The 11664-nt window shown below is 68.3% G+C and carries 13 protein-coding genes; 8 read left to right on the top strand and 5 right to left on the bottom strand.

The window, feature by feature from the left end:
• Positions 1–7: 7 nt before the first annotated feature.
• Positions 8–1183: a penicillin-binding protein activator gene (locus QUV18_RS15175; protein ID WP_300894853.1), complete on the bottom strand. Its 1176-nt coding sequence runs from the start codon at positions 1181–1183 to the stop codon at positions 8–10.
• 85 nt (positions 1184–1268) lie between these two features.
• Here QUV18_RS15175 and rsmI point away from each other — a divergent pair, with 85 nt between their 5' ends.
• The 4 genes from rsmI to QUV18_RS15155 all read left to right on the top strand — a co-directional run bounded on the left by rsmI (position 1269) and on the right by QUV18_RS15155 (position 4569).
• Positions 1269–2135, top strand: a complete 867-nt coding sequence (gene rsmI, locus QUV18_RS15170) for a 16S rRNA (cytidine(1402)-2'-O)-methyltransferase (RefSeq protein WP_300894852.1) — start codon at positions 1269–1271, stop codon at positions 2133–2135.
• Positions 2136–2230: 95 nt separating this feature from the next.
• On the top strand, positions 2231–2650 hold the full coding sequence (locus QUV18_RS15165) for a YraN family protein (RefSeq protein ID WP_300894851.1): 420 nt from the start codon (positions 2231–2233) through the stop codon (positions 2648–2650).
• 75 nt (positions 2651–2725) lie between these two features.
• Entirely contained in the window at positions 2726–3661 is a 936-nt protein-coding gene (gshB, locus tag QUV18_RS15160) for a glutathione synthase (protein ID WP_300894850.1), read from the top strand.
• Entirely contained in the window at positions 3658–4569 is a 912-nt protein-coding gene (locus QUV18_RS15155) for an alpha/beta hydrolase (RefSeq protein WP_300894849.1), read from the top strand. Before gshB ends, QUV18_RS15155 begins: the two co-directional genes overlap by 4 nt.
• On the opposite strand, the gene QUV18_RS15150 is transcribed toward QUV18_RS15155, so the two are convergent.
• Positions 4535–6049 carry a YifB family Mg chelatase-like AAA ATPase gene (locus QUV18_RS15150; RefSeq protein WP_300894848.1) on the bottom strand — a complete coding sequence of 505 codons (1515 nt, stop codon included), beginning with the start codon at positions 6047–6049 and terminating at the stop codon, positions 4535–4537. The two genes, QUV18_RS15155 and QUV18_RS15150, sit on opposite strands and share 35 nt — an antisense overlap.
• 84 nt (positions 6050–6133) lie before the next feature.
• Entirely contained in the window at positions 6134–6589 is a 456-nt protein-coding gene (locus QUV18_RS15145) for a GAF domain-containing protein (protein WP_300894847.1), read from the bottom strand.
• Between the two features lie 114 nt (positions 6590–6703).
• Here QUV18_RS15145 and QUV18_RS15140 point away from each other — a divergent pair, with 114 nt between their 5' ends.
• Positions 6704–7165, top strand: coding sequence for a GNAT family N-acetyltransferase (locus tag QUV18_RS15140; protein ID WP_300894846.1), 462 nt, complete (start codon positions 6704–6706; stop codon positions 7163–7165).
• A gap of 20 nt (positions 7166–7185) precedes the next feature.
• Here QUV18_RS15140 and QUV18_RS15135 read toward each other — a convergent pair whose 3' ends face one another.
• Entirely contained in the window at positions 7186–8358 is a 1173-nt protein-coding gene (locus tag QUV18_RS15135; protein WP_300894845.1) for an acetyl-CoA C-acyltransferase, read from the bottom strand.
• A 97-nt stretch (positions 8359–8455) separates the two neighbouring features.
• On the opposite strand from QUV18_RS15135, the gene QUV18_RS15130 reads away from it, so the two are divergent.
• The 3 genes from QUV18_RS15130 (at position 8456) to QUV18_RS15120 (ending at position 11085) form a co-directional block, all read left to right on the top strand.
• Positions 8456–8794 (top strand): STAS domain-containing protein, encoded by a 339-nt coding sequence (locus QUV18_RS15130; RefSeq protein WP_300894844.1) that lies wholly within the window; start codon positions 8456–8458, stop codon positions 8792–8794.
• Entirely contained in the window at positions 8760–9260 is a 501-nt protein-coding gene (locus QUV18_RS15125; RefSeq protein ID WP_300894843.1) for an ATP-binding protein, read from the top strand. The genes QUV18_RS15130 and QUV18_RS15125 overlap by 35 nt, the downstream gene beginning before the upstream one ends.
• Positions 9261–9507: 247 nt before the next feature.
• Positions 9508–11085, top strand: a complete 1578-nt coding sequence (locus tag QUV18_RS15120) for a gamma-glutamyltransferase family protein (RefSeq protein ID WP_300894842.1) — start codon at positions 9508–9510, stop codon at positions 11083–11085.
• 180 nt (positions 11086–11265) lie between these two features.
• On the opposite strand, the gene hspQ is transcribed toward QUV18_RS15120, so the two are convergent.
• Positions 11266–11592 carry a heat shock protein HspQ gene (hspQ, locus tag QUV18_RS15115; protein ID WP_300894841.1) on the bottom strand — a complete coding sequence of 109 codons (327 nt, stop codon included), beginning with the start codon at positions 11590–11592 and terminating at the stop codon, positions 11266–11268.
• Positions 11593–11664: the final 72 nt, after the last annotated feature.

Raw genomic sequence — 11664 nt, 5'->3', positions numbered from 1 at the left:
CGCGGGATCAGAAGCCCGCGCCTTCGAAGCCTTGCGGCGCCGGGCTGAGCACCTTGACCTGCTTGTCCTGGATCGTGGCGACGGCGAGGCCGCGCTCGTTCGAGCCGTTGGGCAGGAAGCGGAACACGCCGTTCACGCCCTGGAAGCCGGCGGGCTGTGTCAGCGCCTCCTTCGAGAGCGCGTTGCGGGCGCCGCCGGTGGCCAGGGCGCCGACCGCCGCGATGCCGTCATAGGCCAGCCCGCTGAGCGCGTGCGGGGCCGCGCCGTAGGCCGCCTGGAAGCGGCTCTGGAACTGGGCCGAGCGGCCCGGGTCGGGCAGGGCGAACCAGCCGCCCTGGACGCCCGGCAGTTCGAGCGTCTGCGGGGGCGTGTCCCAGCGGGCGAGGCCGATATACTGCACCTTGTCCGCACCCAGCCCGTTCTCGGGCAGCATCTGCGAGAAGAGCGGCAGGGCACCGGCGGTGTTGGCGGTGAGGAAGATGGCGTTGGCGTCGGTCTGCTGGGCGGTGTTCTTGATCTTGGGCAGGGCCGCGACGACGCCCTGTTGCGAGAACTCGTAGCTGACGGCGCCCGAGGGGACGGCCCCGTTTCGGGTGATCGCCTCCTGGATCGCGGCGCGGCCGAGGCGGCCGGCGAGGTTGTTGGAATAGACCGTCATGATGCGGTTGCGCCCCTGGGAGGCGGCATAGCTGACCAGCCGGTTGGCGGTGGTGTCGAAGGTCTGTCCCAGCACGAAGAGGTTGCCCCCGGCGATGGTGGGGTTGTTGGAGAAGGCCAGCACGTTCACGCCCCGGCCCGCGACGGCGAGCGCCGCCGCGTTGGCGGATTCGGCGTGCAGCGGCCCGATGATGATCTTGGCACCTTCGGCCACGGCCTCCGCCGCGACCTGGCCCGCCTTCTCGGCATTGCCGGCGGTGCCGTAGACACGCAGGTCGACCTGCACGCCGCCCAGGTCGGAGACCGCCATGCGGGCGGCGTTCTCGAGGTCTTTCGCGAGCTTCTGCTCATTGGTGTCGGCCGAGCCGTAGGGCACCAGAAGGGCCACCGGCACCGGAGCCGAGGGGTTGATCGAGGGGCCGGAGCCGATGATCGGCCCGCTCGCGCAGGCGGCGAGCAGGACAATGGAGAGGAGAGCCAGCGGCCCGAGGATGAGCTTGCGAAGCTTGGTGAAAACGGCGAACATGAACGAGAAGCGCTCCCTTCTGACGGCGGGACAGGGTCCCGTACGGGTTTCGGGCCGATCATAGACGTCATGCGGGAGGGGTCCAGTGGTGATTCCGGTCAACCCGGAGCTGGCTCCGGGGCTATACCTGATTGCAACGCCGATCGGCGCGGCGCGCGACATCACGCTGCGCGCGCTCGATATTCTGCACTCGGCCGACATGCTGGCGGCCGAGGACACGCGGAGCCTGCGCAAGCTGATGGACATCCACGGGGTGCCGCTGGGGGACCGGCCGCTGGTGAGCTACCACGATCACAATGCAGGCCGCGCGCGGCCAAGGATCATGGCGGCGCTGGAGGCGGGAAAATCAGTGGTTTACGCCTCGGAGGCCGGCACGCCCATGGTGTCGGACCCCGGGTTCGACCTGGCCCGCGCGGCCGTGGAGGGCGGGCACGGGCTGATCTCGGCGCCGGGTCCATCGGCGGCGGTGACCGCGCTGACGCTCTCGGGCCTGCCGGCGGACCGGTTCTTCTTCGCGGGCTTCCTGCCGCAGGGCGGATCCAAGCGGAAATCCGCGCTTGGGCAGTTTGCCGCGGTGCCCGGGACGCTGATCTTCTACGAATCGCCGAAGCGGGTGGCGGCGATGCTGCGGGATGCGGTGGAGGTGCTGGGCGGCGCGCGACCGGCGGCGATGTGCCGGGAACTGACCAAGAAATTCGAGGAAGTCCGGCGCGGCACGCTCGAGGAGCTGGCAGAGGAAATGGCGGGGCGGACGCTGAAGGGAGAGATCGTCGTGCTGGTGGGGCAGGGGAATTCAGGAACTGTTAGCGAAATTGATTTAGATTCGGCTTTGAGCGAGGCGCTGGAGGGGCGTTCGGTGCGGGATGCGGCGGATATCGTGGCGGCGCAGTTGGGCATGAAACGGCGTCCGGTGTATCAGCGTGCGCTTGAGCTGGCGAAGGCGCGTGAGTGAGGTTCGTCGGTTCGAGGTTTCTTGCCGGGCCGGGCTTTGGCTGTTGGATTGGACGTTGTTCCTAGTCCGGGCATTGCTTTGCGGAAGGAGAAGGCATGACGACGCATTTCAGGTTCGACGAGGGGGGCACGGCCACCGCGGTGCCGGCGGCGAAGCGGCGGCGCGGGCGGCGTGCCTACCTTTCGGGGGTCAGCGCCGAGAAGGCGGTTGCGCGGGAATATGACCGGCGCGGCGCGGACCTTCTGGAAACGCGCTGGCGCGGGCAGGCGGGCGAGATCGACCTGATCTTCCTGGATCGCGGCGTCTATGTCTTCTGCGAGGTGAAGAAGGCCTCGAGCTTCGATGCGGCGGCGGAGCGGCTGCGCGTCGACCAGATGCAGCGCATTCACCTGGCGGCCTCGGAATACCTGGGCAACACGCCGCAGGGGCAGCTTTCCGAGGTGCGGTTCGACCTGGCGGTGGTGGATGACCGCGGACAGGTCGAAATTCGGGATGCGGCCTTCAGCCATTTCTGAGCGGCGCATTTCGGATTTGCACACCGGCCGGGATTGGCCCATGTAAAGGCTGCACGCATTTGCCGGGGACAGCCTATGAAAATCGCCTTTCAGATGGATCCGATTGGGCCGATCGATATCAACGCGGACAGCACGTTCCGGCTGGCGGAGGAAGCGCAGGCGCGGGGGCACGAGCTCTATTATTACACGCCGGACCGGCTGGCCTATAACCAGGGCCGGGTGGAGGCGCGGGGCTGGCCGCTGGAGGTGCGGCGGGAGAAGGGCAATCACTTCACGCTGGGCGAGGAGCAGCTGTTCGACCTGTCGGAGATGGACGTGGTCTGGCTTCGGCAGGATCCGCCTTTCGACATGTTCTACATCACCACCACCCACCTGCTGCAGCGGCTGAGCCCCGGCACGCTGGTGGTGAACGATCCGTTCTGGGTGAGGAACTTTCCCGAGAAGCTGCTGATCCTCGACTTCCCCGAACTGATGCCGCCCACGGCGATTGCCCGCGATCTTGCCACGATCAAGGCGTTCCGGGCCGAGCATGGCGACATCATCGTCAAGCCGCTTTACGGCAATGGCGGGGCGGGGGTGTTTCACCTGCCCGAGAGCGACCGCAACCTCGCCTCGTTGCACGAGATGTTCACCGGGTTCAGCCGCGAACCGCTGATCGCGCAGAAATACCTGCCGGAGATCAAGAAGGGCGACAAGCGGGTGATCCTGGTCGATGGCGAGCCGGTGGGGGCGATCAACCGCATTCCCGGCGAGGGCGAGACGCGGTCGAACATGCATGTGGGCGGGCGCCCCGAGAAGGTGGAGCTGACCGAACGTGACCGGGAGATCTGCCGCATCATCGGGCCGCGGCTGCGGGAGTGCGGGCAGGTTTTCGTAGGGATCGACGTGATCGGCACCTACCTGACCGAGATCAACGTGACCTCGCCCACCGGCATCCAGGAGCTGGAGCGGTTCGACGGGGTGAACGTCGCCGGAAAGATCTGGGAGGCGATCGAGGGCAAGCGGGCGTGAGCGTCGCGCGGCGCCTCCTGAACCCCTACCTGCGTTTCACCGAGAAGCGGTACATGGAACGCGCGGAGGAGCCGGCCGCGCTGCGCCGGAATTTCGAGTTCAAGGCACGGCTGTTCTTCCGGGCGCCGTTCGGCACGCGCTACGAGCGCGGCGTGCTGGGCGGGGTGCCGGTGCAATGGGCGCGGGCGAAGGGCGTGCGCCGGGAGGCCGGGCCGCTGATGTTGCACCTGCATGGCGGCGGCTACGTGTTCGGCTCGTCGACGACGCACCGGGCGATGCTGGGGCGGTTGTCGGCGCTGGCCGGGCTGCCGGCCTGCCTGCCCGATTACCGGCTGGCGCCGGAGCATCCGTTTCCGGCGGCGGTCGAGGATGCGCTGGCGGTTTACCGGGCCGTGGAGGACTGGCCCGGCGGGGTGGTGATCGGCGGGGACAGTGCCGGCGGCGGGCTGGCGCTGGCGGTGGTGGCGGAGGTGTTGCGAGCCGGGGGCAAGCTGCCGCTGGGGGTGTTCGCGATGTCGCCGCTGACCGACATGGGGTTTACGGGCGAGAGCATGCGAACCAATGCCGCGGCCGACGTGATGCTGCCCGCGAGCCGGGCGGCGGAGACGGCGGAGATGTATCTCGACGGGGCGGATGCGGAAGACCCGCGGGCCTCGCCGCTGTTTGCCGATTTCACGGGCGGGCCGCCGGTGTGGCTTTGCGTCGGGGATACGGAGATTCTGCTGGATGACACGCGGCGCATGGCCGAACGGCTGGCGGCGCAGGGGGTCGAGGTGGAGATGCGGATCGAGCATGACCTGCCGCATGTCTGGCCGTATTTCCAAGGGCTTATGCCGGAGGCGATGGTGACGCTGCGGGAGATTGCAGAGTGGATCAGCTCTCTTTCGCGGCGGAGAGGCGGAAGCTGACCGCCTCGGCCACGTGGGGCCGGCGGATGGTGTCGGAGCCGTCGAGATCCGCGATGGTGCGGGCGACGCGCAGGACGCGGTGATAGCCGCGGGCCGAGAGGCCGAAGCGGTCGGCCACCTTGGTGAGAAGCTCGCGGCCCTCGGTATCGGGCGTGGCGATGTCTGTGAGCATCTCGCCTTCGGCATCGGCGTTGAGGCGCATGCCGGGATGGTCGCGGTAGCGGGCGTGCTGGAGGTCGCGCGCCGCCTGCACCCGGGCGGCGACGGTGGCGGAGGGCTCGCCCGAGCTTGGCAGGTCGAGATCGGTATAGGCGACGGGGGGCACCTCGATCCGGAGGTCGAACCGGTCCATCAGGGGGCCGGAAATGCGGCCCATGTAGTCGTCTCCGCAGGCGGGCGCGCGGGCGCAGGCGCGGGAGGCGTCGGGCAGGTAGCCGCATTTGCAGGGGTTGGCGGCGGCGACCAGCATGAAGCGGCAGGGGTATTTCACGTGGGCGTTGGCGCGGGCGACGACGACCTCGCCCGATTCGACGGGCTGGCGGAGGGTTTCGAGCACGGAGCGGGTGAATTCGGGGAACTCGTCCATGAAGAGCACGCCGTTATGGGCCAGCGAAATCTCCCCCGGCGAGGCGCGTCGGCCGCCGCCGACGATGGCCGCCATCGAGGCGGTGTGGTGCGGTTCGCGGAAGGGGCGGGCGCGGTTGATGCCGCCTTCCTCGATCAGCCCGGCGAGGGAGTGGATCATCGAGGTTTCCAGCGCCTCCTGTGCCGTCAGCGGCGGAAGGAGGCCGGGCAGGCGGGCGGCCAGCATGGATTTGCCGGAGCCGGGCGTGCCGACCATCATCAGGTGGTGGCGCCCGGCGGCGGCGATTTCCAGCGCCCGCTTGGCGCGTTCCTGGCCTTTCACGTCGGTGAGGTCGCGGCCGGAGCTGTCGGGGATCACTTCGCCCGGTTCGGCCGGGGGGAGGGGGGACTGGCCGGTGTAGTGGCGGACGACATCGGCCAGCGTGGCGGCGCCGATGACGCGGGCGGCGTCGACCCAGGCGGCCTCGGGCCCCGACCCCTTGGGGCAGAGGAGGGTGCGGTCGGCCTCGGCCGCCGAGAGTGCGGCGGGGAGGGCGCCGATCACGGGCAGGAGGGAGCCGTCGAGGGACAGCTCGCCCAGCGAGCAGGTGCCTTCGACCGCGTCGGCGGGGATGATTTCGAGGGCGGCGAGGAGGGCCAGGGCGATGGGCAGGTCGAAATGGCTGCCCTCCTTCGGCATGTCGGCGGGGGAGAGGTTGATGGTGATGCGCTTGGACGGGAGGGCGATGGCCATGGAGGTGAGCGCCGTGCGCACGCGGTCGCGCGCCTCGGTCACCGCCTTGTCGGGCAGGCCCACGAGGGAGAAGCCGGGAATCCCGGCGGTGACGGCGCATTGCACCTCGACCGTTTTCGCCTCGACCCCCTCGAACGCGACCGTGTAGGCGCGGGCCACCATCGCGCATCCCTTGCGTTGCCAGATTTGGTTAACAAGGTGGGCGGGAATGGTTGAGGATTGGTTAACGCCTTGAGGGCGGGGTGGTCAGAGGCGGCCGAACACGTCTTGCAGGATGGCGGAGAGGCCGGTGCTGTCTTCCTCGGTGAAGGCGTCTGGCTGGTCGCTGTCGATGTCGAGCACGGCGATGATCTCGCCCGCGCCGTTGCGGACGGGCAGGACGATTTCCGACCGGGTGGAGGCGGCGCAGGCGATGTGGTCGGAGAAGGCCTCGACATCCGCCACCAGTTGCACGTGCCCTGTCCGGGCCGCAGCCCCGCAGACGCCGCGGGAGAAGGGGATGACGAGGCAGCCATGCCCGCCCTGGTAGGGGCCGATCTTGAGCAGTTCGGGTTCGGTCACGCGGTAGAAGCCTGTCCAGTCGAAGCGGTCGTCGGCGTGGTGCAGTTCGCAGACGATCGTGGCCATGAGCGCGACGTCGTCGGATTCGCCCTCGGTCAAGGCGGCGATGGTCTTGGCGGTGGTGGCGTAGTCGATCCTCATGGGCGTGGATATGGCACGCGCCGGGGCCTTCCGCCAGCCCCGGCCTTGCATCGCCCCCGGGGGATATGGCAGGTGCGGCCCCCGACACGCGATTTTCGGCCGAAGGAGAGACATATGACGACCCTGAGCCTGCGCCATAACGAGGAGCGCGACCTTGCCCCGCTTGCGGGGCTGCTGAAGGACGAGGGCGACATGGCCCTCGTGAACCCGCATGCGCGGTATCCGTTCGACGAGGGCGAGTGGAAGATGCGGTGGTTGCAGGAGGTGGATGACGAGTCGTTCTACCTGCTGGACGGCCAGGGCCGCGAGGTGGGGTTCTTTGCGCTGCGCGTGGGTGTTGGGCCGGAGGTGCGGCACCTGACTTACGTGTTCGTCGAGGAGGAGATGCGGGGCGGCACCGGAGAGGAGCTGGCGAAGCTTGCGGAGGAGGCGGCGCGGGACCTTGGGGCGCTGAGCATCACGCTGAAGGTGGAGCTGGACAACGAGGCGGCGCTGCGGCTTTACCAGAAGTCGGGCTACGAGGAATTGTCGCGCCGCGGTGGCATGGCCACGATGCGGCGCGACCTGGATCGCTAGACCCTACGGTGGCGTAGGGTTCAGGCGCGTTCGATGGCGATGGCCGTGCCCTCGCCGCCGCCGATGCAGATGGCCGCGACGCCGCGCTTCAGGCCGCGTTTCTCCAGCGCGTTCAGCAGGGTGACCATGATGCGTGCGCCGCTGGCGCCGATCGGGTGGCCCAGCGCGCAGGCGCCCCCGTTTACATTGACCTTTTCGCGGGGCAGGCCCATTTCCTGCATGAAGGCCATGGGGACGACGGCGAAGGCCTCGTTCACCTCCCACAGGTCGACATCGTCTTTCGACCAGCCGAGTTTTTTCAGCAGTTTCTGGGCCGCCGGGACGGGGGCCGTGGTGAACCAGCCGGGCGCCTGGGCGTGGCTGGCATGGCCGAGGATACGGCCCCGTATGTTGAGGCCGTTGGCCTTGGCCGCATCCCCCGAGGCGAGCACCAGCGCCGCCGCGCCGTCGGAGATCGACGAGGAGTTGGCGGGGGTGACCGTGCCGTCCTTGCGGAAGGCGGGCTTGAGGTGCGGGATCTTGTCGGGGCGGGCCTTGGCGGGCTGTTCGTCTTCGGAAATCGTGACCTCGCCCTTGCGGGTGGTCAGGGTGACGGGGGTGATCTCGCCCTCGAAGGCGCCGGATTTCTGGGCGGCGAGCGCGCCTTCGAGCGAGCCGATGGCGTATTCGTCCTGCGCTTCGCGGGTGAACTGGAACTTCTCGGCGCAATCCTCGGCGAAGGTGCCCATCAGGCGGCCCTTGTCATAGGCGTCCTCCAGCCCGTCGAGAAACATGTGGTCCTTGACCTCGGCATGGCCGATGCGGGCGCCGCCGCGCATCTTGGGCAGAAGGTAGGGCGCGGTCGACATGCTTTCCATGCCGCCCGCGATCATCAGGTCGGTGTCGCCCAGCGCGATCTGGTCGAAGCCGATCATCGCGGCCTTCATGCCCGAGCCGCACATCTTGTTGAGGGTGGTGGCCGGCACGTCTTCGCCAAGGCCGCCATGGAAGCCGGCCTGGCGGGCGGGGGCCTGGCCCTGGCCGGCGGGCAGGACGCAGCCCATCAGCACCTCGTTCACGGTTTCGGCTTTCGCGTCGGCCAGCGCGGCGCGGATCGCGGTGCCGCCCAGAAGGCTGGCCTCGACCCCGTCGAAATCTCCCTGGAACCCGCCCATGGGGGTGCGGGCGGCTCCGGCTATGACAACGTCTTTCATGGGTAGTGATCCTCCTCGGATTTTGATGCCGCAGAATACCGAATGGTAACCAATGCGGTCTAGCCTGCGTCGTATTAGTACCTAAGGCGGAGTGCGCATGGAACTCGACAGCAGCAGTCTGAACGGCGTGCAGGTGATTTCGGTGATGGCGGACCGGATCGATTCGGCCGGCGCAATCCGGTTCAAGGACGCGGTGCGCGCCGTGGTGGACGAGGATGCGCCGCGGGTGGTGCTTGACCTCGGGCGGGTCGGGTTCGTCGATTCGAGCGGTCTTGGCGCCATCGTGGCGGTGATGAAGTTCCTCGGGCCGGAGCGCAAGCTGGACCTGGCGGCGCTGACGCCGAACGTGGACAAGGTGTTCCGGCTGACGCGGATGGACACGGTGTTCGGAATTTACGGGGATGTCGACAGTGCCACGCGCCGCGCGGCCGGGTGAGCGGGCCGTGCCGTCCGGGCGGATCGGGGTGGCGGAGGGCGTTCGCCTTTCGCTGGCGATCCGGGCCACGCCGGAGGCCACGCGCGAGGCGGTTGCGGCCGTGCGTGGGATCATGGCGCGGGCCGGGGCGGCGCCGGGCCTGCTGTTCCGGGTCGAGCTGGTGCTGGCGGAGGTGCTGAACAACATCGGCGAACATGCCTATGGCGGGGCCGGCGGGCGCGTTTGGCTGAAGGCAGGGATGGAGGGCGATGCGCTTTGCGTGACGATCGCCGACCGGGGCCGGCCAATGCCCGGCAACGAGATGCCGGAGGGCGCGCTGCCGGATATGGATGTGCCCTGCGAGCGGCAGCCCGAGGGAGGATTCGGCTGGTACCTGATTCACAGCCAGGCGGATGCGGTGACTTACAGCCGGAGCGAGGGTCAAAACACCCTTGGGTTGCGGTTTGCGCCGCGATCGGGGGCGTGAGGGGGCAAAAACCTTAATCTCGCCGCAATCATTACGAAAAACCGCCCGAAACAAAGGTCATAACCGGTCTTGTAGCTGCATATGGCTTCCCTCGGCGCCGCGTTTAACAGCCCCCACCCAGTGCGCGGCGTCGAGGTACTTACCCCCCCTGAAACCTGCAATTGCCTATCCGGTTCGCCGGTTTGTTGGCATTCCCGCGCGGCGGCCTTAGTGTCGCGGCGAGAGGTTCAGAGGAGGGCTTTCATCCATGCGCGATCTTCATCTTCCGGGCCGGTCGCCCGTTCTGGCGGCCAATGGCATGTGCGCCACGTCCCATCCGCTGGCGGCGAAGGCGGCGGTGGACATTCTCGAACGTGGCGGCAACGCGGTGGACGCGGCAATTGCCGGGGCCGTGCTGCTGGGGATCTGCGAGCCGCAGATGACCGGGATCGGCGGCGATTGCTTCGTGCTGTTCAGCGAGACGGGAAGCGATGAGGTGCGGGCGCTGAACGGGTCGGGCCGGGCCCCGGCGGCGGCGGATGCGGCGGCGCTGCGGGACAAGGGGCAGGAGACGGTGCCGGTGCACGGGGTCGAGGCGGTGACGATGCCGGGGGCGGTGGATGCGTTCTGTCGTTTGTCAGCGGATCACGGGCGGCTGGGGCTGGACGCGGTGCTGGCGCCGGCGATCCACTATGCCGAGGCCGGGGTTCCGGTGGCCGAGCGGGTGGCGTTCGATTTTCCCGGTGACGTGAAGGTGCTTCAGGGTCACGGGGTGGCGCATTATTCCGATGGCGGCCAACCGCTGACGGCGGGGCAGCTGTTCCGCGCGCCGGGGCAGGCGGAGGTTCTGCGCCGGGTGGCGAAGGACGGCCGCAAGGCCTTCTACGAGGGCGAGGTGGCCGAGGACATGCTGGCCGCGCTGGGCGGAATGGGCGGCGTGCACACGGCCGAGGATTTTGCGGGCGTGGCGTGCGAGTACACGCAGCCGTTGGCGGGGACGTATGGCGGGACGGAGCTGGTCGAGCATCCGCCGAACGGGCAGGGGGCGACGGCGATCCTGATGCTGAACATCCTCAAGCAGTTCGATATCGCGGGGATGGATCCGTGGGGCGCCGAGCGGGCGCATATCGAGGCGGAGGCGGCGAAGCTCGCCTACGATGCGCGGAACCGGTTCATTGCCGACCCGGATCACACCGCGCGGCTGGATCACATGCTGGCGCCGGAGACGGCGGAGCGGCTGGCGGCGCTGATCGACCCGAAGCGGGCGATGGCCAAGGCGGCGCCGGTGGCCGAGGCGGTGCACAAGGACACGGTCTATATCACCGTGGTGGACAAGGACCGGATGGCGGTGTCGCTAATCTATTCGATCTTCCACGGGTTCGGGTCCGGCATCGCGTCGGAGAAATTCGGCATCCTGTTCCAGAACCGGGGGGCGGGGTTCACCCTGACGCCGGGCCATCCGAACGAGCTGGGCGGCGGGAAGCGGCCGATGCACACGATCATTCCGGGCATGCTGCGCGAGGGCGGCCGGGTGGTGATGCCGTTCGGGGTGATGGGCGGGGCCTATCAGCCGAACGGGCATGCGCGGTTCGTGAGCAACCTGCGCGATTTCGGACTGTCGCCGCAGGCGGCGATCGACGCGCCGCGGAGTTTCGCCGATGGCGGCGAATTGCGGGTCGAGCGCGGGTATCGGGAGGCGGTGCGGCGGGCCCTGGCCGACATGGGCCACGAGGTGGTGGTGCCCGACGAGCCGATCGGCGGGGCGCAGGCGATATTGATGCACGAGAGCGGGGTCCTGGAAGGCGGGAGCGATCCGCGCAAGGACGGGTGTGCGCTGGGGTATTGAGCCGGTGGTGGGTTGGCACCCACCCTACGGATGACGGCGAGTGGGGGCTTTATGCCCGCCCTGCACATCAGGGGATTGTAGGGTGGGTGTGAACCCACCAGCGGATATGTTGCGTCGTGGCGGGCCGACAGCCACCCTACGCCTCCCGCGACCGTAGGGTGGGTGCAACCCACCGCCCGGTCAGTTCAGCTGGAAATGCAGCGGGTAGTGGCCGTCTTCGAACGGACCGAACAGATCGGGGATGTCGGGGTGGCCGACCGGTTCGCCGGAATAGTCGGCGATCAGGTTCTGTTCGCTGACATAGGCGACGTAATAGCTTTGGTCGTTCTCGGCCAGCAGGTGGTAGAAGGGCTGTTCCTTCGACGGCCGGCTTTCCTCGGGGAGGGATTCGTACCACTCCTCGGTATTGGAAAATTCGGGATCGACGTCGAAGACCACCCCCCGGAACGGATGCTTCCGGTGGCGCACGACCTGACCCAAGTGATATTTCGCACGTGTCGTATACATTCAAAACAGCCCCTAAAGGCAGACATTACCCGTTTCAAGGTCCGTTTGTCCAATGCCCGCTGGCAAAACCGC

Origin of the sequence: Roseovarius sp., from assembly GCF_030373445.1 — a bacterium.
GTDB lineage: Bacteria > Pseudomonadota > Alphaproteobacteria > Rhodobacterales > Rhodobacteraceae > Roseovarius.
Note: the sequence above shows the minus strand (reverse complement) of the source record. Positions and strands in the feature narration are given on the sequence as shown.